The organism is Sinomonas sp. R1AF57, from assembly GCF_002224485.1.
In the GTDB taxonomy this organism is placed as follows: domain Bacteria; phylum Actinomycetota; class Actinomycetes; order Actinomycetales; family Micrococcaceae; genus Sinomonas; species Sinomonas flava.
Map to the genome: position 1 here is coordinate 2754847 of NZ_CP022463.1, position 23215 is coordinate 2778061.

Sequence of the window (23215 nt, forward strand, 5' to 3'; positions counted from 1 at the left end):
GCCCGCGGCACTCGAATGTGGTGGGTTCCCTACTCGTTTCGGGGGAGAGCCCTGTCCGGGCTCCCTCACGCGGCGTCACCGTTGGTTCCATGATCCCGACGACCAGCGACCAGGCGCTCGGCGATGAGGCCCGGCCGGTCCAGCATCGCATCAGGCGTAGGCCCCGGCGCGGGACAGTGGTCCTCCTCGTCGCGCTCGCCGCCGTCGTCGGTGCCGCGTGCGCCGCCGTCGTCTTCCTGGGATCGCTCGCGACGGCCTTCGACTCCGCGACGCAGAAGATCCCGACAGCATTCCCGCAGAACGTCGCGCGGCCCGCGGAGGAGCCGGCCGCAGACGGCAAGACCGCCGTCAACATCCTTCTGGTCGGCAGCGACAGCCGGGGGGCCGCCCTCTCGCAGGCCGAAGCCGGCGTTCCCTCGGACCAGCGTTCGGACACCATGCTGCTGGTCCATATCCCCGCCGACAGGACGAACGCCTACGTCATCTCGATCATGCGGGATACCTGGGTGCCCATCCCTGGCCGGGGGAACGCGAAGGTCAATGCCGCCTTCGCCTTCGGCGGCGTGCCGCTCATGGTCGAGACCGTCGAATCACTTCTCCATCAGCGCATCGACCACGTGGCGCTCGTCGACTTCGAGGGGTTCAGGGCAGTCACCGATGCCGTCGGCGGCGTGGACGTGGACGTCCCGGTGCCCTTCACAGCCGCCCAGTCCCCGGGCTACCGGTTCGCGGCCGGTCGGCAGAAGCTCACCGGCGACCAGGCCTTGGCCTTCGTCCGTGAACGGTATGCCTTCCCGGACGGCGACTACCAGCGCGTGCGGGACCAGCAGATCTTCGTCAAGTCGCTCGTGGGCCAGGTCGCGCGGCCGGAGACGCTGGCCAATCCCTTCACTCTCAGCCGCGTGGTCACGCAGCTCGCGCCCTACCTCACGGTGGACAGCGGCTTCACGTCGCAGGCGGTGTCTGCGCTCGCCTTCGAGCTGAAGGACATCCGCCCGTCGGGCATCGTGAGCTTCACGCTGCCTACGGCGGGGACGGGCGTCTCACCCGACGGGCAGTCGATCGTGATCATGGACGACGGGGCGACGGAGGCACTGGCAGCCGCGATGAGCGGTGGCACGGTCGCCCAGTACGTGGCGGAGCGGAACCTCCAGAACGGCAACTGAGCAGTCCACGGCGGTGGACGCCGTGTCGGACCGCTCGCTCAGATGCCTCCTCAGCCGGCCGACCTGCGGCCGCGCTGATCCCTCAGCTGCGCCGGCAGCCAGAGGTCGTCGGCCAGACCGTCCTCGCCGAGCCTGTCGTCCGCGTCCGCGAGCTGGCCTAGGCGTTCGGAGGCCGGCGCGTGGCGGTCCTGCCTGTCCGCGTAGTGCCCCGGAACGGCCGCCGGGCGGTAGGCGGGCTCGTACGGGGCCTCAGCCAGAGGCCGGCTGTCGGGGGCCGGCTCGTGCAGCTCGGCGTTGGGGGCGTCCACGGGCCGGCGCGGGGCGCGGGAAGGCTTGCGTTTGACCGAGGGCCGGCGGCCCTTCGTCCGCCCCCCGGGGGCGTCCTCGCCGTAGGTGCCGTAGTACGAGTAGGCCGAGGACTCCGGACCCGCGGTGGGCACGCAGTTCAGGACGACGCCGAGAATCCGGCCGTTGACCCTGCTCAGGTTCCCGAACGCGCGCTCCAGCTGGTCGGTCGTGGTCTGGCCCGCGCGGGCGACGACGAGGGTGCCGTCCACGGCCCGGGACAGCACGGCCGCGTCGGTCACCGGAAGCAGCGGCGGCGCGTCGACCAGGACGATCGCGTCCTCGGCGAGACGGCGCAGGAGGGCCTGCATGGCGCGCGAGCCGAGGAGCTCTGCGGGATTCGGGGGGATGCGCCCCGAACCGAGCAGCGTGAGGTTCTCCGAGCCCGCCCAGCCCTGCCGGACATCCTCGATGTCCGCGCGGCCCGAGAGGACGTCGGTGACCCCCACTCCCGGGACGAGGTCGAAGACCTTGTCGACCATGGGCCGACGGAGATCGCAGTCCACGACCACGACCTTCTCCCCCGCCGCCACCATGCCGGCGGCGAGGTTGGCCACCACGGCCGACTTGCCTTCGGAGGGCATGGCACTCGTGACGAGGATGACCCGCGGAGGCTGGTCCACATCGACGAACTGCAGGTTCGTGCGGAGCTCGCGGAACGCCTCGCCGAGCGCGCTCCCCCACTGGTCCGCCCCGATGACCTCGGCCTGCGGCCCGAAGTCGTGGTCGACGGGAAGGGTGCCGAGCACCGGCACGGCGAACTGCCGCTCGACCTCGGCGGCAGTGCGGATGCGACGGTCCACATGGTTGCGGACCATGGCGTACGCGAACCCGAGGAGTAGGCCACCGACCACCCCGACGCCGAGGGTGAGGCGGATGTTGGGCGAGACCGGCTCGGTCGGCAGCACCGCACGGCTCAGTGTCACGACGCGGACTGGGGGGAGGCCGGTCTGGCCAGCGGAGCGTTCGATCTCCGAGACCTGGGCGGAGAGTGCGGAGATCCAGGCGTCGGCAACGCGCTGTGCCTCCGACGGATCAGTGGACTTCGCCGAGACGCGGATCTCGGTCGTGTCCACGGGCACGGTGACCGTGACGGCGGAGGCGAGGTCCTGCGGGCTGCGGTCCAGGCCGAGGTCGCGGGCCACGCGCTCGGCGACGAGCGCCGACTCGGCGACCGACTTGTAGTTCTTGGCCCGGGACTTGGCGAGGTTGTCGCCAGCGAGAGACAGGCTCAGGTTGTCGCCACCCACCGTGATGACGACGCCGCTCGCCTCGGCGGCATACTGGCGGGGCTGGACGAGATACCAGCCGAAGGCCATGGCGGTCGCGAGCGTGGTGATCAGGAGGATTCCCCGCCAATGCCGCCGCATGACCGCCACATAGTCGCCAAGGGTCAATTCCCCGCCCTTGCGCGCGTCCGTCTCATGCTCCACGAAAACTGTCCTCCCCATTGGCCGCTTCCGCGGATACCCCGATCGAGTCTACCGAAGGCGCGCCATGCCGCGTCACACGAGGCGTTCGCCGTATACCTGCAGAGCGTCCAACGCTGGAAGCAGCTGCGATGCCATCGCCTCATAGGCGGCGTGTCCCCTGCGGAAGGGGTCGGTCACCTCGTCGTCCCGGCTGGGTGCCCGCCTGAACGCCGAGGCCCGGGTGATGGCCTGCTTCCATCCCGGACGCCACTCGGCAACGCCCCGGCGTTCGGCGCCGAACGATGCATCGCCGAGGATCCGCGCGAGCTCCCGGATCAGGAACGTGCGCTTGAGTGCCGCCGGCTCGGCCCGCAGCACCTCTGCCAGGTGCTCCCTGCCTGCCGTGAGCACCAGGTCCGCCGCGCGGATGCTCTGGGGCTCGAGCTGACGGGCGGCAAACCCGTCGAACGTGACCCCCTCGGCGAGGCCGATGGCCGCGATCGGGCCGGCAACAGGCTCTCCGACGAGAGCGTGGGTCCCGGCACTCGCGACGCGGGTGCGTCCGGGGGCGAGAATGTCGAACCTGTGCTGGAGCCACCGCTCGGCAAGGGGAGAACGGCACACGTTGCCCGTGCAGACCACGAGGATGTTGAAGGGCTGCGCCGCATCCATGGCCGGATCCACGCTGCTGGTCAACGTCCGAGGGCGGACGCGCGGAAGGGATGCCCCTCCCGCGCGCCCGTCCCTGCGGCGTTGTTGCCCATGCGGGTGTCGCTACTGGCGGGCCGCGCTGCGGCGGCGGGCGACGATCGTGACAGCGGCACCGGCCGCGACAGCACCGACGCCGGCGATGGACCAGCCGATGAGCGCCGGGTCGGCGCCCGTCTGGGCGAGGGCCTGGCCCCCGGTCTGGCCCTGGTCGCTGACCTGCGCCACTTCGGCCGAACCCACCACGACGACGCGCGCCGTCGCCGTGTGGCCGGAGGTCGCTCCGACGGCGGTGATGAGGTAGGTGCCCGGCTCATTGAGGACGATGGTCGCAGTCGCGACGCCCTTGGCATCGGCGACGACGGACAGCGGCGCGGGAGCCGCAGAGAGGATTCCGGGAACACTGAGGTTGGCCCCGCCGCGGCCGCCGCCGGCAGCCTGCGGGCCTCCGACGAGGCTGAAGCTGATCGTCACGGTCTCACCGGGCGCGAAGCCGGAGGCGGTGAAGGTGAATGCCTCTCCCGGGGCAACCGTCGAATCCGAGACGACTGCGGACGGCGACGGCGCGGGGTACTGGCCCGCGACGGCCGGGAGTGCCCCGGCGAGAACGATTGCTCCAGACAGCGCGAGTGCGGCGCCGATCTTCTTCTTCATGGTCTAACTCCCCCTAGCGATAGTGGTTTCGCCGCCTGTCAACGGCTGTACGGGGCACACCATCATTCTCTACGGCCCCTGTCACGAAGATGACCTCAGAGTTCACCCGGACCCTCGGAGACTAACACGTCCGGAGAAAAGGCCGAAAACGCGCAATAAACCGCTCCCCGAACTCATCCGGCGCCCGGTGCGCAGCCAGTGCCGGAAGCGTCCTGGACGACCTCGGCATGGGGCTGCACGCCCGGGCTCGTGTCGATGCGCAGCGGCGCATCCGGCACCCCGCTGAATCGGAACTCGAGCTGGGTGGTCTGCCCGGGGGCGAGCCGAACTGTGAGCACGCCCACAGGGCGTCCTGCGTGCCGGTCGGACGCCATGCCTCCCGGTGTGCCGTCGACCACGGCGTTCTCCACGTACGCTCCCGCCGGCCCGTAGGCCACGACATTCGTCTGCACCATTCCCGGCGGAATTCCGAACACCCCATTTCCGGTCACGTATGCCGGCAATGAGTGCGCCGCATCCGCCGGGGCATCATTCCTCAGCGAGATCCGCAGAACTGCGTGGGAGCCCTGGGAATCGCACGTCCGGACGACAGAGACGGTTCTTCGGACGTAATAGTCCATTTTTGCGCCCGTGCCGTCATTGAAATAGGCACCGAACCGAGCGTCCCCCCGCTCCGGCCCCGCCACGGTCCCGGAAATGTCCCAGCCGCTCAGGGCAGCCTGTTCCTCAGGATGCGTCGAATAGAGGAGCATGCGGCCGTCCCCGACGATTGTCCCGACCGCGGAAAGGAGGGCCTTCTCCTTCGGCTGGCCGGCGGAGAAGGCATCGAACACCCTTCGCGCCACAGCCGCGAAATAGGCGTCCTGCTCCTTCGGGGACTCGATCCGGTAGATGTCGGAGAGCAGGGTCCGCACGGCATTGTCGCTCGTGAGCGCCGTCGGCAGCCCGTCGCCACGGAAACGCGACAATTCCGGCCCCGAAAGGTCCACCGGGCCCCACGCGCGCAGGAGCTGGGCGAGGGCGACCGGGTCCAGCGACGCCACGCCGTCGACCTTCCGTCCGGTCGAGGCCTCCCACATGGCCGCCGCGGTCGCGGCCGCCGTCGGGAAGTCGGGCGTCAGCGTCACGTCCTGCATGAAGCGGCCGAGCCGGGAGCTGTAGATGCGCGTCTGGACGGGGTCCACGGCGATGGGCGGCGCGAAGACGCCCAGCCCGCCGGCAGAGCCCTGGGCCGTGACCGAGACCGCTCCACGCTCCGCGACGAGCTCGACCAGGGCTCCGGGGATGCCGCCTCCGGCGCGGGTCTCTGCGTTGTTCTGGATGAGGACGAGGTACCTCCGCGGCCCGTCCGAACCCAGCATGCCCGGGCCGATCCGGGCCATAGCCTCGGCGGTCTGGACCGCACCCTCCACGGCGTCGAGCTGCTTCCTGCCCTCCGCCAGCGGTTCGCGCAGCTGCGGCAGGACCCCCGAATCGTCGATGCCCCGCAGACGTGACGCGGCGGCGTCGACCGCGTCTGCCGCCTCCGCGAGACGGGGAGCCGCGCCCGCGAGCGCGGACAGGTCGCGCTGTCCCCCGGGCGGGGCGAGCAGCGAGGGTCCAACCGCCGAAGCGGCGTCCATCAGGGCCGGCAGGGCGGACGTGGCGAGCCCGTCGGCCGCCACGGACACCTCCCGGGCCGCCCGCAGGTTCGGGCCCGCCCACGGCAGTGCCTCCGCGAGTGCCCACAGGGGCGAGGACGACGCTCCTCGGGCCGCGCTCGCGTGCTGCTGGATCTCGCGGACAGTGGCACGCGCGTCGTCGAAGCGCCCGTCCTCAGCCTGGCCCTTGAGGACAGGCACCAAGGCTGCCACCCGCGTGAGCTCGTCGCGGGTGCTCATCGCCTGCACTGCGACGACGGCTCCGCACACGACAACGGCCGCGAGCAGCGCGGCCGCGGCCAAGGCCCAGGCCCGCCGGGACCGCCGCGCTCTCCTGCGGGCGCGCCCGTCCCTGCGCAGGTCCCCCATCTGCTGCCTCTTCCGCTTGTCCGATCGTCCCCTGCCGATGCTAGTGGTCCCCGCGGCGGCCCCCAACCCGACAGCCGCCGCGGCGGAGAGGGTGCGGCGGATAGGGTTGGCCCATGAGTGAAGCTCCGGCCCCGGCCGCGCCTGTCGCGAAGAAGGTCCCCGCCACGCGCGAGCACCACGGGGAGACGTTCGTCGACCCCTATGAGTGGCTGCGCGACAAGGAGAACCCCGACGTCGTGGCGCACCTGAAGGCTGAGAACGCCTACACCGAGGCCGTCACAGAGCACCAGCAGCCCCTCCGCGACGCGATCTTCGAGGAGATCAGGCGCCGCACCCAGGAGACGGATCTCTCCGTCCCCGCGCGCAAGGACGGCTGGTGGTACTACTCCCGCACCGTCGAAGGGCAGCAGTACCCCATCTACTGCCGTGTCAAGGCAGCGGAGCCCGCCGAGGGCACGCACGACGGCGGCGACGTCCTGAGCGCGTGGACCCCGCCCGCCGTCGTGCCCGGCACCCCGGTCCCCGGGGAGGAGATCCTGCTGGACGGGAACGCCGAGGCGGAGGGGCACCCGTTCTTCGCCCTCGGCGGGGCGGCCGTGACCAGGGACGGTAGCCTCTACGCGTACTCGGTCGACACGGCAGGCAATGAGACGTTCACCCTGCGGGTCAAGGACCTGCGCACGGGAGATCTCCTGCCCGAGCAGATCGAGGGCGTGTTCTACGGGCTCGAGTTCGACCCGGACGGGTCGCGGCTCTTCTACATGGTCGCCGACGAGTCGTGGCGCCCCTACCAGGTGCGCGTGCACATCATCGGGACACCCGTCGAGCAGGACACGGTCCTGTACCAGGAGGACGACGTCGCGCAGTGGACGGGCATCGACCTGTCCTCCGACCGGCGGTGGCTGCTCGTGGGGATCGGCAACTCGGACTACTCCGAGACCCGCATGCTGGACCTGACGGAGCCGGCTGCTGCCCTGCAGCTGGTCCTGGGCCGTGAGGCGCGCATCCTGCATTCCGTGGAGCCGTTCGAGCATGCGGGCCGCACGAGGCTGCTCGTGACGCACAACGGGCGCCGGGGCGGGGAGAGCGCCGCGCCGGACAAAGCCGTGCCGGAAGACGCCGTGCCGACGAGTACGGCGCCGAACAACATGGTTTCGCTCGTCGACCCGGACGAGCTCGGCAAGCCCGTCGGCGAGCAGGAGTGGACCACGCTCATCGCCCACGACGACGCCGTGAAGGTCGAGGGTGCCGACGTCACCGCGACGCATCTCGTCGTCTCGCTGCGCCGGGACACCATCACGACCGTCCGGTTCGCTCCCCTCGCGGATGCCGTCGCGGCGGCGGACGGCGGGCACGCGCCGTCGTTCGTGGAGCCCGAGTTCGGCGAGGAGCTCTACACGGCCGGGGCGGCCGTCACCGACTTCACGGCGCCGGTGGCGCGCCTGAGCTACACGTCCTACTTCACGCCGCCGCGCGTGTACGACTACGTCCTGGCGACAGGCGAGCTGCTCCTGCGCAAGGAGACCCCAGTGCGCGGCGGGTACGACCCGGCGGACTACGTGGCCGAGCGGGCCTGGGCGACGGCCGACGACGGCACCCGCGTCCCGCTCTCGGTGCTCCGGCGCGCCTCGGTGCGGCAGGACGGGACGAACCCCGCGCTCGTCTACGGGTACGGCTCCTACGAGGTCAGCATGGATCCCGGTTTCGCGATCCCGCGGCTGAGCCTGCTGGACCGGGGGATCGTCTTCGTGATCGCGCACGTGCGCGGCGGGGGCGAGCTCGGCCGGAAGTGGTACGAGGACGGCAAGAAGCTGCACAAGAGGAACACGTTCACCGACTTCGTGGCCGCCACGGACTGGGTCGCGTCGTCGGGCTGGGCGGACCCTGGGCGGATCGCGTGCATGGGCGGCTCGGCCGGCGGGCTCCTGATCGGCGCGGTGCTGAACCTCGCTCCGGAGAAGTACGCGGCGGCCGTTGCGCAGGTCCCGTTCGTGGACGCGCTCACTACGATCCTCGACCCTGCCCTGCCGCTCTCGGCGCTCGAATGGGAGGAGTGGGGCAACCCGATCGAGGACGCCGAGGTGTATGCGTACATGAAGTCGTACTCGCCGTACGAGAACGTCCACGCGGCGCCGTATCCGAAGATCGCCGCCGTGACGAGCTTCAACGACACGCGCGTGCTGTACGTCGAGCCGGCCAAGTGGGTCCAGGCCCTGCGCGAGGCGTCCACGTCGGGGCAGCCGATCGTGCTCAAGACCGAGATGGACGCCGGCCACGGCGGCGCCTCGGGCCGGTACGAGGCGTGGAAGGACCGCGCCTGGGACTACGCGTTCATCGCCGACGCCCTGGGCGCGAGGGACCTCCTCCCCTGAGTCTGGAGGTCACCTCCTGGAGGTCACCGCCTCGCCGTCCGGGGCTCGCTAGGCGCGGGCGTCGACCCGCTCGTCGTCGTCCGCCTGCTCCGAGGCCTCGGAGCGCTTGGCCCCCGCGCGCTTCACAAGCAGCCATCCGAGCCACAGGAGAACGCCGACCGCGGGCACGCACAGGATCGTGTAGAGGCCGATCGGGAAGACCTCGCCGGTGGCCTTGTCCGTCATCGTGTCGAACGCGATGAGGACCGTGATGGCGGCGAGGGCGGCCAGACCCAGCCAGCTCGTCCACGGTGAGCCGGGCATGGGAAGGGTGGACGCGGCGTCGCCCTTCTTCTTCCGCAGCATGATCTGGCACGCGAAGATGGAACCCCACGTGAAGATCACGCCGATCGAGGCGGTGTTCAGCGCGAGGTCGAACGCGTGGGTTCCGCCTGCCCAGATGTTCACCACGATGCCCACGAGGTACACGGCGCCGATAGCGAGGACCGCGGCGTAGGGCACGTGGCGCGACGACATGCGCGTGAGCCAGCCGGGGGCGTGGCCGTTGGCCGCCATGGTGCGGAAGATCCGGCCGATCGAGTACAGGCCCGTGTTGCACGAGCTGAGCGCGGCCGTGATGACCACGAGGTTCATCGCGGACCCCACCCAGCCGAGCCCGAGCTGGTCGAAGACGGTGACGAAGGGGCTCACCCCGGCCTTGTAGTCATCCGAGGGCAGGAGCATAGCCAGCAGCAGCACCGACCCGACGTAGAAGACGACGATGCGCACCACCACGGCGCGGATGGCGCGGGGCACCTCCCGCTCCGGGTCCTCCATCTCGCCGGCAGTGATGCCGACGAGCTCGATCGCGTTGTACGCGAAGATCACGGCGTTGAGCACGAGGATCATCGCGAAGAAGCCGTGGGGGAACATGCCGCCGTCGCCCGCGAGGAGGTTGGCCGGGGAGGCGTGGGTCGCGCCGACCTGGGCGTTGAGGACGACCATGGCGGTCCCGGCCACGAGGAAGAGGGTGATCGCGCCGACCTTGAGCACGGAGGCCCAGAACTCGAACTCGCCGAAGGCCTTCACGCTCAGCAGGTTCACGGCCACGAGGAGGGCGAGGGCGCACAGCGCGGAGACCTCGACCGGGACATTCGGGAAGAAGTACTGGAAGTACAGGCCGATCGCAAGGAGCTCTGCGATGCCGGTCATGGCCCAGTTGACGAAGTACATCCATCCCGAGAGGTAGGCGCCCTTGGGACCGAACATCTCGCCGGCGTAGCTCACGAACGAGCCGGAGGTCTGCCGGTACATGACCAGTTCGCCGAGCGCGCGCATCAGCAGGTACGCGATGGCGCCCGCGATCGCGTACGAGAACACGAGTGCGGGGCCCGTGGATGCGAGGCGGCCGCCGGCGCCCATGAACAGGCCGACGCCGATCGCACCTCCCATCGCGATCATCTGCACATGGCGGCGGGTGAGGGACTTCTGGTAGCCCTCGGCGGAGACTTCGGCGGGTGAGGAATGGTGGTGCACAGGCAAAGACTGTCCTTCTGGGAGCTTGCCCGCACCGGTGGGGCCGGGCCGCCGTCAAGTGTAGGCACGCCTTGCACCGCGCCCCTCGGCGATGTGGCACAGATCTCCTGTGGCGCGCGTCTCTCCTGCCGGCACCGGGTGACCTCGGCGCCACACGGGGTGACCTCGGCGCCACACCCGGTGACCTCGGCGCCACACGGGGTGACCTCGGCGGGGCTAGCTCGGGACGGCGGCGCGCACGACGGCGGCGGTCGCCTCTGCGATCGCCCGCTCCTCATCGGTGGGAACCACGAGGACGGGGATGGCGGAGCCGGGCGCCGAGATGACGCGCGGCTCCTTGGAGCGCTCGGCGTTGCGGTCGCCGTCGAGCACGACGCCGAGCGCGCCGAGCCGGGCCACCACGCGGGCCCGGAACGCCACCGAGTTCTCGCCGATCCCGGCCGTGAACACGATCGCCTTCGCCCCGCCCACCGAGACGTGGTACGCCCCGACGTACTTCGCGAGCCGGTAGGACGCGACGTCGAGCGCGACCTCCGCCTTCCGGTCCCCGGCCTCGGCGGCCTCGACCACCGTGCGCATGTCGTTCGAGCCCGCGAGCGCGCGGAGGCCGGACTCGCGGTTGAGGAGGCTGTCGATCTCGTCCGCGCTGTGCCCCTGCCGGGCGAGGAACACGAGGATCGAGGGGTCGACGTCGCCGGACCGGGTGCCCATCACGAGGCCTTCGAGGGGCGTGAACCCCATCGAGGTGTCCACGCTCTTCCCCCCTGCCACGGCAGTGGCCGAGGCACCGTTGCCGAGGTGGAGCACGACGCCGTCGAACACCTCGGGCGCGAGGCCCAGGAGGGCAGCCGCCCGGCGCGAGACGTACTCGTGCGAGGTCCCGTGGAACCCGTACCGCCGGATCCCGTGGTGCGTGTAGAACCACTCCGGCACGGCGTAGCGCCAGGCGTGCTCCGGGATGGTGCGGTGGAAGGCGGTGTCGAACACGGCCACCTGCGGCATGTCCGGCCACTTCGACGCGATGGCCCGCAGCCCCAGCACGTTCGCAGGGTTGTGGAGGGGCGCGAGCGGGTTGAGCCGCTCGATGGCGCGGATGATCTCGTTGTTCGCGAGGACCGGCTCGGAGAACCGCTCGCCGCCGTGGACCACCCGATGCCCGACCGCGTCGATGGCCCGGTCCCCCAGGACCTCGTGCAGCGCCCGGTCGACGTGGTCGAGGGCCTCGGCGTGGTCGCGCGGCCCGATGGCCTCACCGTCGCCCCCGCCGCCGTTGCCCATCCCGATGCGCTCGATGAGCCCCTCGGTGAGCACGGTGCCGGCGTCGACGTCCCTGACCTGGTACTTCAGGGACGAGGAACCTGAGTTGATGACGAGGACGAGCATGCGGGCTCCTAGCTCTCGGTCTTCTGCGGCGTGCCCTGCGCGGCGGTCTGCGCCTGGATGGCCGTGATGGCGACGGTGTTGACGATGTCCTCGACCGTGCACCCGCGGGAGAGGTCGTTGACGGGCTTGTTCAGGCCCTGCAGCACGGGGCCGACGGCGACCGCGCCCGAGGACTGCTGGACCGCCTTGTACGTGTTGTTGCCGGTGTTCAGGTCCGGGAAGATGAACACCGTCGCCTGGCCGGCGACATCCGAGCCGGGCAGCTTGGAGGCCGCGATCGACGCGTCCACGGCGGCGTCGTACTGGATGGGGCCCTCCACGGCGAGGTCGGGCCGGCGGGCACGCACGAGCTCGGTGGCCCGGCGCACCTCGTCGACGGCCTCGCCCGAGCCGGACCCGCCGGTCGAGTAGGAGAGCATCGCGACCCGCGGCTCGACGCCGAACTGCGCGGCGGTCTCGGCCGAGGCCAGGGCGATGTCGGCGAGCTGCTCGTCGTTCGGGTCCGGGTTGACTGCGCAGTCGCCGTAGACGAGCACACGGTCGGGCATCAGCATGAGGAACACCGACGAGACGATCTTCACCCCGGGCTTGGTCTTGACGAACTCGAGCGCCGGCCGGATGGTGTGGGCGGTCGTGTGCGCGGCGCCGGAGACCATGCCGTCCACGACGCCGAGCTGGACCATCATGGTCCCGAAGTAGCTGACGTCCAGCATCGTCTCGAGGGCCTTGGCGAGGTCGACGCCGCGATGGGCGCGCAGCCGCGCGTACTCCTCCGCGAACTTCTGGCGCAGGTCCGAGGTGGCGGGGTCGACGACGTCGATCCCCTCGAGCGCGATGCCGTTGGCGGCAGCGATCTCGCGGACCTGGGTCTCGCTGCCCAGGAGTGTGAGGTCGCAGACGTCGCGGCGGTGCAGGATGTCCGCGGCGCGCAGGATGCGCACGTCCGTCCCCTCGGGCAGGACGATCCGCTTGCGCTGGGCGCGCGCGCGGCCGATCAGCTCGTGCAGGAAGCGCAGCGGCGTCATGGATTCGGGCCGCGGCAGGTCGAGCCGCTCGAGGAGCTCGGCGTCGTCCACGTAGCGGGCCCAGGCCCCGAGCGCGGAGGCGACCTTGCGCCGGTGCCCCGTCCAGATCTCGCTGCGCACCTCCGAGACGCCGCGGGCAGCGTGGTACGTGTCCTCGTCGTACGCGAAGACCGGGAACGGGGCCTGGGCCAGGAGCGGGAGGATGTGCGGGTCCGGGGCGAGGCCGCCGGTGAGCACCATCGCGGCCGGGACGGGGAACTCGGGCGAGAACGTCGAGGCGAGGGCGCCGACCATGACGTCGGCGCGGTCGCCGGGGACGATCACGAGGTCGCCGTCGTCCAGCGCGGCGATGAAGTTTGCGACGTTCATCGCGGCGACCTTCACCCCGCGCACCTCGCGCTCCATGTCGGCGCTCCCGGCGAGCTGGCGCAGGCGGAGCGCGCCGGAGACCTCGCCGGTGGTGGGGCGGGAGATCTCGGCGAGCTCGGGCAGGACGTAGACCGGGCGGTGGGATGCCCCGGGACGGATGGCGGCCTTGATCTCGTCCATCTGCTCGGGGTCGGCGCGGTTCACCATCATCACGAGGAGGCTGCACCGCGCGGCGTAGAGCTCCTTGCGGGCCACGTCGACGGCGTCCGCGATCTCCTCCGGGGTGCGGTTGCGGCCGCTCACGACGGCGAGCATCGGGCACCCGAGGTCGTTGGACAGCCGCGCGTTGAGGGCGAACTCGACCGCGGAGTCCTGCCCCGTCAGGTCCGTCCCCTCGACGACGACGACGTCCACCTTCGCGGCGATCTCCGCGAAGATCTCGACGCACCGGGAGTCGATCTCCTCGCGCTGGCCGGAGGCGAGCAGGCGCCTGACCTCCCTCGCGCCGAGGCCACCGCGGCACACGTCCGCGCCGAGGTCGAAGCGGCTGCGCATGAGGGCCACCATCGGGTCCGCGTCCGGGGAATCGCCCATGACGATGGGCTTGAAGAAGCCGATCCTGCCCGTGCTGCGGTGCAGCGCCTCGGCCACTCCGAGGGCCACGAGGGACTTCCCCGAACCCGGGGTGGTCGCGCTGACGTAGATGCCACGTGACATGGGCGCTCCTGCTCTCGGCGGTCGGCCCGGCGGCGCTGCTCGACTCCTCCGGGCTGCTCTGGACCAGTCTCTCAGGTGCCCGCGCGGCCCGCCCCGGAAACGCCCCGCCGACGCGCCGCGGGCCTGCTCACGGCAGGCTGTGCTCCTTGACACATCGCGGCTCATGAGATTACCTAATGAACATTCGGTAAAAAATTGCGAGAGGTGTCCCCATGAGCGAAGTTGCTCCCGCCCACACGCTTGCCCACCCGATCCTCACGGACGACTACGCGACAGAGTGGATGGGCCTGACCGTCCTCGAGCTCGGTGACGGAACGGCCACGGTGGCGACGACCCTGCGCCGGGAGATGCTCAACGGCTTCGGGATCGCGCACGGGGGAATGCTCTTCGCCATTGCGGACTCCGCCTTCGCCCTCGCCTGCAACCCGCACACGCCCGACGAGGCGCAGGCCAACACGGTCACCGTCGCCTCCGGCGTCGACGTGAACTTCCTCGCCCCCGCCCACGAGGGCGAGCTCATCACGGCAGTTGCTGCCCGCCGGGCCCACGCTGGCCGCAGCGGGATCTACGACGTCCAGGTCTTCTCCTCCCCCGCGGGCACTCCCCACACGGCCGAGGCCCCCGGTCGCCTGGTCGCCGAGTTCCGCGGCCGCTCGCGCACCATCCCCAAGCGCTGAGCCGCGCCGCCATCACCCGCACCCGCGCAGGACGGCGACCGCTCGCCGTCGTGCGCGCCGCCCAGACCCGCCCGAACCCCGCCCCCACCCAGCCCGACAATGAAGTGAGCCCGCCGTGACCCAGACCGCATCCGCCCCCGAGACCCCGAAGACCTCCGCCTTCGGCCCCGCCGTCCTCGATGCCGAGGAGACGATGAGCCGGGACGAGATCGAGGCCCTCCAGCTGACCCGCCTCAAGGAGACGGTGAAGTACGCGTACGAGCGCGTCCCGCACTACACGCGCAAGTTCGACGAGGCCGGCGTCCGCCCCGAGGACCTCAAGGAGCTCGACGACCTCGCCAAGTTCCCGTACACCACGAAGGAGGACCTCCGCGAGGAGTACCCCTTCGGCATGTTCGCGGTGCCGATGAACGAGGTCACCCGCATCCACGCCTCCTCCGGCACCACCGGGCGCCCCACCGTGGTCGGCTACACGAAGCAGGACCTCGACACATGGGCCACGATCGTGGCCCGCTGCTTCCGCGCCGCCGGCGTCCGCCCCGGCATGAAGGTCCACAACGCCTACGGCTACGGCCTCTTCACGGGCGGCCTCGGGGCCCACTCCGGCATCGAGAAGCTCGGGGCGACCGTCATCCCGATGTCCGGCGGCCAGACCGAGAAGCAGATCCAGCTCATCGAGGACTTCGCCCCGGACGCGATCTGCTGCACGCCAACCTACCTGCTCACCATCGGTGACGCGATGATGCACAAGGGCATCGACCCGCGGAAGACCTCGCTGAAGTACGCGGTCCTCGGCGCCGAGCCGTGGACCAACGAGATGCGCGCCGAGCTCGAGGAGATGTTCGACCTCAAGGCGAGCGACATCTACGGCCTCTCCGAGGTCATGGGTCCGGGCGTGGCCGGCGAGTCCTTCGAGACCCAGGACGGCTCGCACATCTGGGAGGACCACTTCCGCCCGGAGATCGTGGACCCGTTCGACCTTGCCAAGACCAAGTCGGACGGCGAGACCGGCGAGCTCGTCTTCACGTCCCTGACCAAGCAGGCCCTGCCGATCATCCGCTACCGGACCAAGGATCTCTCCACGCTGCTCCCCGGCACTGCCCGCCCGGGCCACCGCCGTATGGGCCGCATCTCGGGCCGCACCGACGACATGATCATCCTGCGCGGCGTGAACCTGTTCCCGTCCCAGATCGAGGAGATCGCCCTGCGGATCCCCGAGCTGAGCCCGCACTTCCAGCTCATCCTCACCCGCCCCGAGGGCCGCCGCATGGACGACCTCACGATCAAGATCGAGCCGCGCGAGGGCACCACCCCGGAGCAGCGCCAGGCTGCCGGCTCCACGCTGCGCCAGCAGATCAAGATCCACATCGGGTCCTCCTGCACGATCGACGTCGTCGAGCCGGGCTCGCTCGAGCGCTCCAACGGCAAGCTCCGCCGCATCTACGACCTCCGCGACCAGAAGGCGTAGCACCCACTCCTCCCCGTGGCCGCCGGTCCTGCCGGCGGCCACGGCCTCCCTAGACTGGATCCCATGCCCACCCTCCCCGCCACCACCAACGGCACCACCAGCAGCGGCACCACCACCAACGGTGCCACCACAGGCCGGCGCGGCCGCCCCGGATACGACCAGCAGACCGTGCTCAACGTCGCGGTCGAGGTCTTCAACCGTCACGGCTACGACGCCACGAGCATGGGCATCCTCGCCGAGAACCTCGGCATCTCGAAGTCCGCGATCTACCACCACGTGCCGTCCAAGGAAGACCTGCTCTCGCTCGCGCTCGAGGAAGCCCTGGGCGGCCTCGAATCGGTGTGGGCCTCGCCCGAGGCCCAGTCCGGGACAGCGGAGCACCGCCTCGAATTCGTGGTCCGCTCCACCGTGCGGGTCCTGACCGAGAAGCTGCCGTTCGTCACGCTCCTGCTGCGCCTGCGCGGCAACACCGAGACCGAGCGCGCCGCCCTGGAACGGCGGCGCAGCTTCGACCGCAAGGTCGCGGAGCTCATCGGCGCGGCCCGCGAGGAGGGCACCCTGCGGAAGGACATCGACCCGCGCACGGTCTCGCGCCTCCTGTTCGGCACCATCAACTCGATCGTCGAGTGGTACCGCCCCGGCGGCTCGCTCACGCCCGAGAGGCTCGCGGACGACGTCGTGACCGTGGTCTTCGACGGCCTGCACACCCGCAGCTGAGAGCCGCCCGACAGTCCTTGATATTTGGCCAGCGCCGTGCCCACGCTGGGTCCATGGCCGTACGGATCTCGCAGGAACTCAAGAGGCTGCTCCCCCAGCTGCGCTACGAGCCCACCGCCAAGCGCCTCCGCGCGAAGCTCGGCGACGCGCTCGTGCTCGACTCGCAGCGCGCCGTCGTGCTCTGGGAGCCGGACCGGTACCTGCCGGTGCACGCGGTGCCCGCGGACGACGTCGTCGCGCGCCTCGAGCCCGGCCCGTCGCCCGGCGCCGTCCCGCCGGAGCGCCCGGGGCCACCGAGCTCACCGTTCCCCTTCGCGCCGCACACGGCCGACGGCGAGCCGCTCGCCGTCCGCGTGGGCGGCACCCTCGTGCCCGGTGCCGCGTTCAGGCTCGCCGACCCCGATCTGGCCGGGTACGTGGCCTTCGACACCGATGCGTTCTCCTGGTTCGAGGAGGAGGAGCCCATCCTGGGGCACCCCCGGGACCCGTTCAGCCGCATCGACGTGCGCGCCTCGAAGGCCCACGTGCGCGTCCTGCTCGGCGGCGTCGTGCTCGCGGACTCCGCCTCCACGGTGCGGCTCTTCGAGGGCCGGCTCCCGCCGCGCAGCTACTTCCACCCGGACGACATCCGGTGGGAGCATCTGGTCCCCGACCCGCTGCGCACGGTGTGCCCGTACAAGGGCGTCGCGAAGTACTGGGCGGCGCCCGGCCTCGGCGACGGGCGGCCCGTGGCCTGGAGCTATGGCCCCTATTTCCCGGAGATGCTGCAGATCCAGGACCGCATCGCATTCTTCGACGAGCGCGTGGACGTCGAGGTCGACGGGGTCGTCCAGGGGCGGCCGAGGACGACGTGGTCCTAGATGGCAACGCGTTGCCATGGGGTTGGCTTCGGCGCCGAGCCGACCTATAGTCGGAAAGTGACCTGCATCTCAACGGCGCGATGCAGGTTTTTCTCTGCCTGCTTCCGGGTAGGCAGGTGAGGTTGTGCCCGCTCTTGCGCGCCGAACGTTCCTCGCGCTGCTCGGGGCCAGTGGCGGCGCCGCGGCACTCGCCGCGTGCACGCCGTCGAACGCCCCGAACCCTCCGACGAATCCCGGATCTGGCGCGGCGGGCTCGGGGACGGGAGGGCCCGGCGGGGACGGCGGGCCCCGGGTCACCCGCACGGTGGCCGAGCGGCTCTCCACACCGTGGTCGATCGCCTTCCTGCCCGACGGCTCCGCCTTCGTCTCGGAGCGGGACTCGGGCCGGATCCTGCGCCTGGGAGCCGGCGGCGACCCCCGCGAAGCGGCGCCGATCGCAGTGCGCACCGACACAAGCGAGGGCGGCCTCCTCGGCCTCGAAGCGGCCCCCGACTTCGCCAGCAGCGGCACCCTCTACGCCTACTACACAGCGGAGCGATCGAACCGCGTCGTCTCCCTGCACTGGGACGGCAGCTCCCTGGGCGGTGAGCGCGTCCTCGTCGATGGGATCCCCGAGGCCCCCATCCACAACGGCGGCCGGATCAAGGCCGGCCGCGACGGGTTCCTCTACATCGGGACCGGCGATGCAACGAACCGCTCCTCGTCCCAGGACCGTGCAAGCCTCGACGGGAAGGTCCTGCGCGTCGCGTCCGACGGCGCGCCGGCGGACGGCAACCCCTTCGGCAACCGGGTCTTCACCTACGGGCACCGGAACGTCCAAGGCCTCGCGTGGGACTCCTCGGGCCGGCTCTGGGCCAGCGAGCTCGGACCTGACCGGGACGACGAGCTCAACCTCCTCCAGGCCGGCTCGCAGTACGGCTGGCCCTCCGTGACCGGCGCCCGGTCGAGCAACGGGAGCGTCCCCGCCGTCCACGTCTGGCCCTCGACGGCGGACGCGTCCCCCAGCGCGCTGGCGATCGTCGACGACGTCGCGTACGTCGCGTGCCTCCGTGGGGAGCGGCTGTGGCGCCTCCCCCTGCCGGCCGCGGGCTCGACCGGGGACGGCAGCGGGCAGCTCCCCGGGGCTACCGAGCATTTCCGCGGCCAGTACGGCCGGCTCCGGGATGTCGTGCAGGTGCCCGGCCAGCGGGAGCTGTGGATCGCGACGAACGAGGGCTCGAACTCGAGGATCCTCGCCGTCGCGATCTGACAGCCCGGCGCACCGTCCCCTCGTTGAGGGGTCATGTCCCTGTGGCCAATGTGAGGAAGACGGCTCCTTACCGGCAGGGACATGACCCCTCAACGGGAGCGGCGGGCCTCCGTCACGAGGGCGACCACGCGGTCGTGCAGCGGGTGCCCGGCGTCGAGGCCGGTGATCTCCTCGGCCAGCTCCGCGTCCGACGCCCCCGACGCGAGCAGGGCCTGGAGGCGGACGGCCTCCTCGTCGTCGTGCGCGTCGAAGGCGAGGGCCGCGCCCATGGCCGCGAGGAGCGCATCCGCCGGCATGCCCCGCTCGGCGAGCTCGGCGGCGGGGCCGACGAACCGCTCATGCCGGGACAGCTTCCGCAGCGGGGCACGGCCCACGCGCTCGACCGTGTCTGGCAGCTCGGCGTTGGCGAAGCGGCCGAGGATCTTCGTCACGTACGCCTGCTGCTGCTCCGGGGCGAACCCGTATTTGGCCACGAGGAGGGCCTTCGTCTCGGCGAGCACCGCCTCGACCTTCGCGCGGACGTCCGGGTCGGCGAGGGCGTCCGAGATCTTCTCGGCGCCGGCACGGCGCCCGAAGTACGCGGCGGAGGCGTGCCCGGTGTTAACCGTGAAGAGCTTGCGCTCGATGTACGGGCCGAGCGAATCGACCCAGGTCACGCCCGGGATCTCGGGAGCGGCGTCCCCGAAGGGACCCTTCTCGATGGCCCACTCGAAGTAGGGCTCGACACGCACGTCGAGTCCGCCGCCCGCCTCCTGGGTCGGGACGATCCGGTCCACCGCCGTGTTGGCGAAGACCGCCCGGGCATCCACCGCGCCGTCGTCCAGCCCTTCCCCTGCCGCAGCGGAGCGGATCTCCTTCTCCAGGATGTCCGTGGCATTGATCGCGTTCTCGCACGCCATGACGGCGAGCGGCGCCGCGCCGGCGGGGCGCGCCGCGATCCCGCGGGCGATGGCCGGCGCGACGAACTTCAGGATGTTCGGCCCCACCGCGGTGGTGACGACGTCGGCCGCCGCGATCCGCTCGACCAGCCCGGCCTCGTCGGTGGCCGAGTTCACGGCGGTGTAGCCGTCCACGGCATGGTCCGTGCCGCCCTCGCCGACCTCGTGCACCGTGTACGACGGCGTGTCGTTGAGCGCGTCGATGAGGGGCGCCGCGACGTCGGCGAACACGAGTCGGTAGCCGGCGTTGTGCAGGAGGAGCCCGACGAACCCCCTGCCGATGTTTCCGGCACCGAAGTGGACTGCGGTCTTCTGCTGTTCCGACGGCGCGCCGCTCACGCGTTCACCTTTCCGAGGATGTCCAGGATCTCGTCCACGCTCGAGGCCGCCTCGAGGCGCGCGACCTCCTCCTTGTTGCCGAAGACCTTGGCGATCTTGGCCAGGATGCCGAGGTGCTCCTTGTTCTTGCCGGCGATCCCGACGACGAACTTGACCGGCTTGCCGTTCCAGTCGATCGGGTCGGCGTAGCGGGCGAACGTCACGGCCGAGGCCTTGATGTGGTCCTTCGCCTCGTTGGTGCCATGCGGAATGGCGAGGAAGTTGCCCATGTAGGTCGACACGGAGCCTTCGCGCTCGTGCATCGCCGCGGTGTACTGCCCGTCGACCGCGTCCACGGCCATGAGCAGGCGCCCGGCTTCGTCGATCGCTCCGGCCATGTCCGCTGCCCCGCCCTGCAGGAGGACGGACTCGCGGCGCAGCACCTGCCTGGCTTCAGCGGGCGCCTCGCCTGCCGTGGTGGACGGTGCCGTGGCGGGCGACGCCGGGGCCGCGGCGGCCGCGGCCGGCGCACCTGCCGCCGGGGCCGACTCGCCAGCCGAGGCCTCCGGCCCGGCGTCGAGCGACTCGACGATCTCGTCGTACCGGGGGCTGCCCATGAAGTTGTCGACCGTCACGATCTGCGCGCTCGGCGTCTTCTGACGGGCTCGGAGGGCGAGGTCCTGGTGGACCACGACCATGTCGTACGTGTCGGTGAGGCTCGCGATGGACGAGTTGGTGACCGTGACCTCGTCGTGGCCCGCGGCCTTGATCTTGTTGCGCAGCACCGAGGCGCCCATTGCGGAGGAGCCCATGCCGGCGTCGCACGCGAAGACGATGTTCCTGACGCCGGTTCCCGTGAGGGTCGCGACGCCGCCGCCGGCGGCCGCACCGCCGAGGACGCTGGAGGCCATGGACTTCCTGCCCTTCATGCTCTCCATCTGGGTCGTGGCGGCCTGCAGGTCGCCCTCGCCCTTGTCCTTGGAGGTGCGCAGGATGATCGACGCGATGACGAAGGAGACGGCGCACGCGAGGATCACGGCCAGAATCACCCCGATGTAGCTGTCCCTCGAGGTCTGCGCGAGGACGGCGATGATGGAGCCCGGGGCGGCAGGGGCGACGAGGCCGGAATGGGTGATCGCGAGGGTCGCGATGCCGGTCATGCCGCCGCCGATGGTGGCGAGGATGAGGATCGGCTTCATGAGCACGTACGGGAAGTAGATCTCGTGGATGCCGCCGAGGAAGTGGATGATCGCCGCGCCCGAGGCCGAGGCCTTCGCAGCGCCGCGGCCGAAGAACATGTACGCGAGCAGGACGCCCAGGCCCGGCCCGGGGTTTGCCTCGAGGAGGAACAGGATCGACTTGCCCTGCTCAAGGGACTGCTGGGTGCCGAGCGGGGTGAGGACGCCGTGGTTGATGGCGTTGTTGAGGAACAGGACCTTCGCGGGCTCGATGAGGAGCGAGGTGAGCGGGAGGAGCCCGTTGTTGACGAGGAACTGCACGGCGTCGCCGGCCACCTTGCTGCCGGCCTCGACGACTGGTGCAATGCCGTAGAAGCCGATGAGTGCCAGGATCGCGGCCCATATTCCGGCGGAGAAGTTGTTGATGAGCATCTCGAAGCCGGGCCGGATCTTGTGGGACCAGATCGCATCCAGCTTCTTCATGGTCCAGCCGCCGAGCGGCCCCATGATCATGGCGCCGACGAACATCGGGATGCCGGCGCCGACGATGACGCCCATGGTCGCGATGGCCCCGACCACGCCGCCGCGCATGTCATACACAGCCTTGCCGCCGGTGTAGGCGATGAGGAGCGGCAGGAGGTAGGTGATCATCGGGCCCACGAGGCCGACATAGGCCTTGCCGGTCGCGGGGTCGGTCCCCCAGCCGCCCAGCTGGGGCACGGGGAGGAAGCCCTTCTCGATGAAGAGCGCGGTGATGAGGCCCCAGGCGATGAAGGCGCCGATGTTGGGCATGATCATGCCGGAGAGGAAGGTGCCGAACTTCTGCACCCCGGCCCGGGCCGTGTGCAGGCGCGAAGGCGCTGCTGTGGTCGACATGAGTTTTCCTGCTTTCGTCTCAGGAGGCAGCATGCGGCTGCGGGGAGGGGTGGGATCAGCCCTTCTGGTCTGGGTCGGCCGACGACGCGGACGCCGTGGAGAGCCGGTGGAGCCATTCGAGGAAGAGCTTCATCTCGGTGCCGGACAACTGGTCCGGGTGCGAGGACTGGAGCGTGGCGTTGAGGGCGATGGCAGCGGCAACATAGCTGGGCTGCCCGCCGGCCGCGGCCGCGGCTCCTGCGGTGGGTGCATCGAGGATGCTGGGGTCGGTGAGGACAGAACGCAGGACGGCGTCCCGCGTCTGGGTCGAGAGGGGATTGGTGGCATCGGGCGCCTCGGAGGCGTCGGAGATCAGCATGAGCGTCACGCCCACGTTGGCCGCGAGGATCGCCCTCGCCGCCTCGAGCGGAGGCACGGCGAGCTGCCCGGAGGCGGCGAGCCGGTTGAGCTCCCTCTCGAGGAGCCGCTCGGCCTCGGTGACGACGACGGGGCGGCGGGTGGGGCCGCTGGTCCCGAACATCAGCATGTACAGCTGGGCGTGGGTGACGCCGAACTGGACGTGCACGTCCCAGAGCCTCTTGACGTCCTGGATCGGCACGTCCGAGCGCTCGATGCTGCCCTCGCTCTGGACGAACTCCTCGAAGCCCCGAGCCACCACGGCTTCCATGAGCCCGTCCTTGTCGCCGAAGTGGTGGTACAGCGTGGGCGCCGTGACCCGGGCGAGCTCGGTGATCTGCCGGGTCGAGACCGGGGCCCCGTCCGACGATGCGACGAGGTCCATGGCGGCCTGGATGAGCCGCTCACGGGGAGAGGGAACGTCCCCCTTCGTCTCCTCGGGGTCACCCGCGACTCCCGAACCTCGTTGGCGCATGGCCGCTAGCGTAGTGGATATAGCAACGCTATACAAGACATGGGAGTGAGCTGCATCACTGCGCGACGCAGCACTTCGTTCGGCTGCCGCTCGTGTGAACTGGATCACTTCCGCCTCTTGTATAGCAGTGCTATAGCGGCTAGGGTAACGCAGGACACTTTTCGGGTGGCCCCGTCGCGTGCCCCCCTACCCCCACGAAAGGATCTCGAATCATGGAGCAGTTTCACGGTGTCGGTGTGACTCCGGGGCGGGTTGTGGGGCCGGTGCTGCAGATGCCGGCGCCGGTGTCCGAGCCGGGTCCGGGGCCGGTTCCGGGGCAGGACGCGGTGGTGGAGGCGGAGCGGATCCGGTCCGCGTCCAAGGCCGTGCAGGCGGCGCTGAAGGACCG

Annotated in this window: 17 protein-coding genes; 7 read left to right on the forward strand and 10 right to left on the reverse strand. The window is 70.7% G+C overall.

Annotation, left to right across the window (positions count from 1 at the left end; genetic code table 11):
• Nucleotides 1–89: 89 nt before the first annotated feature.
• Entirely contained in the window at nt 90–1166 is a 1077-nt protein-coding gene (locus CGQ25_RS12675) for an LCP family protein (RefSeq protein WP_208710232.1), read from the forward strand.
• A 50-nt stretch (nt 1167–1216) separates the two neighbouring features.
• Here the strand turns inward: CGQ25_RS12675 and CGQ25_RS12680 are convergent, their stop codons facing one another.
• From CGQ25_RS12680 to CGQ25_RS12695, 4 genes are all read right to left on the reverse strand, one after another.
• Nucleotides 1217–2944, reverse strand: a complete 1728-nt coding sequence (locus CGQ25_RS12680) for a polysaccharide biosynthesis tyrosine autokinase (protein ID WP_255405300.1) — start codon at nt 2942–2944, stop codon at nt 1217–1219.
• Between the two features lie 72 nt (nt 2945–3016).
• The gene (locus tag CGQ25_RS12685) at nt 3017–3595 is read right to left on the reverse strand and encodes a low molecular weight phosphatase family protein (protein WP_208710234.1); all 579 of its coding nucleotides are present in this window, start codon (nt 3593–3595) and stop codon (nt 3017–3019) included.
• Between the two features lie 102 nt (nt 3596–3697).
• Nucleotides 3698–4285, reverse strand: coding sequence for a peptidase (locus CGQ25_RS12690; RefSeq protein WP_208710236.1), 588 nt, complete (start codon nt 4283–4285; stop codon nt 3698–3700).
• Nucleotides 4286–4458: 173 nt separating this feature from the next.
• Nucleotides 4459–6294 (reverse strand): DUF4012 domain-containing protein, encoded by a 1836-nt coding sequence (locus CGQ25_RS12695; protein WP_208710238.1) that lies wholly within the window; start codon nt 6292–6294, stop codon nt 4459–4461.
• A gap of 113 nt (nt 6295–6407) precedes the next feature.
• Here CGQ25_RS12695 and CGQ25_RS12700 point away from each other — a divergent pair, with 113 nt between their 5' ends.
• The gene (locus tag CGQ25_RS12700; protein ID WP_208710240.1) at nt 6408–8666 is read left to right on the forward strand and encodes a S9 family peptidase; all 2259 of its coding nucleotides are present in this window, start codon (nt 6408–6410) and stop codon (nt 8664–8666) included.
• 48 nt (nt 8667–8714) lie between these two features.
• On the opposite strand, the gene CGQ25_RS12705 is transcribed toward CGQ25_RS12700, so the two are convergent.
• The 3 genes from CGQ25_RS12705 to pta all read right to left on the reverse strand — a co-directional run bounded on the left by CGQ25_RS12705 (nt 8715) and on the right by pta (nt 13675).
• Nucleotides 8715–10181, reverse strand: coding sequence for an amino acid permease (locus CGQ25_RS12705; RefSeq protein WP_255405301.1), 1467 nt, complete (start codon nt 10179–10181; stop codon nt 8715–8717).
• Between the two features lie 216 nt (nt 10182–10397).
• Nucleotides 10398–11564, reverse strand: a complete 1167-nt coding sequence (locus CGQ25_RS12710) for an acetate/propionate family kinase (RefSeq protein ID WP_208710242.1) — start codon at nt 11562–11564, stop codon at nt 10398–10400.
• 8 nt (nt 11565–11572) lie between these two features.
• Complete coding sequence (pta, locus tag CGQ25_RS12715; RefSeq protein ID WP_208710244.1) at nt 11573–13675, reverse strand: phosphate acetyltransferase; 2103 nt, start codon at nt 13673–13675, stop codon at nt 11573–11575.
• Nucleotides 13676–13887: 212 nt separating this feature from the next.
• Here pta and CGQ25_RS12720 point away from each other — a divergent pair, with 212 nt between their 5' ends.
• The 5 genes from CGQ25_RS12720 (at nt 13888) to CGQ25_RS12740 (ending at nt 18646) form a co-directional block, all read left to right on the forward strand.
• A complete protein-coding gene (locus CGQ25_RS12720; protein WP_208710246.1) occupies nt 13888–14352 on the forward strand; it encodes a hotdog fold thioesterase in 465 nt (154 codons plus the stop codon).
• A gap of 193 nt (nt 14353–14545) precedes the next feature.
• A complete protein-coding gene (gene paaK / locus CGQ25_RS12725; protein WP_208713074.1) occupies nt 14546–15820 on the forward strand; it encodes a phenylacetate--CoA ligase PaaK in 1275 nt (424 codons plus the stop codon).
• Nucleotides 15821–15883: 63 nt separating this feature from the next.
• Nucleotides 15884–16537, forward strand: coding sequence for a TetR/AcrR family transcriptional regulator (locus CGQ25_RS12730; protein ID WP_208710248.1), 654 nt, complete (start codon nt 15884–15886; stop codon nt 16535–16537).
• A gap of 53 nt (nt 16538–16590) precedes the next feature.
• Nucleotides 16591–17397, forward strand: coding sequence for a DUF427 domain-containing protein (locus CGQ25_RS12735; RefSeq protein ID WP_208710250.1), 807 nt, complete (start codon nt 16591–16593; stop codon nt 17395–17397).
• 124 nt (nt 17398–17521) lie between these two features.
• Nucleotides 17522–18646 carry a sorbosone dehydrogenase family protein gene (locus tag CGQ25_RS12740; protein WP_208710252.1) on the forward strand — a complete coding sequence of 375 codons (1125 nt, stop codon included), beginning with the start codon at nt 17522–17524 and terminating at the stop codon, nt 18644–18646.
• Nucleotides 18647–18735: 89 nt separating this feature from the next.
• Here CGQ25_RS12740 and CGQ25_RS12745 read toward each other — a convergent pair whose 3' ends face one another.
• The 3 genes from CGQ25_RS12745 to CGQ25_RS12755 are packed head-to-tail and all read right to left on the reverse strand — an operon-like array spanning nt 18736 to nt 22827.
• Nucleotides 18736–19923 (reverse strand): mannitol-1-phosphate 5-dehydrogenase, encoded by a 1188-nt coding sequence (locus CGQ25_RS12745; protein WP_208710255.1) that lies wholly within the window; start codon nt 19921–19923, stop codon nt 18736–18738.
• Nucleotides 19920–21956: a PTS mannitol transporter subunit IICBA gene (locus CGQ25_RS12750; RefSeq protein WP_208710257.1), complete on the reverse strand. Its 2037-nt coding sequence runs from the start codon at nt 21954–21956 to the stop codon at nt 19920–19922. The genes CGQ25_RS12745 and CGQ25_RS12750 overlap by 4 nt, the downstream gene beginning before the upstream one ends.
• A 55-nt stretch (nt 21957–22011) precedes the next feature.
• Nucleotides 22012–22827, reverse strand: coding sequence for a TetR/AcrR family transcriptional regulator (locus tag CGQ25_RS12755; protein ID WP_208710258.1), 816 nt, complete (start codon nt 22825–22827; stop codon nt 22012–22014).
• Between the last annotated feature and the right edge of the window lie 388 nt (nt 22828–23215).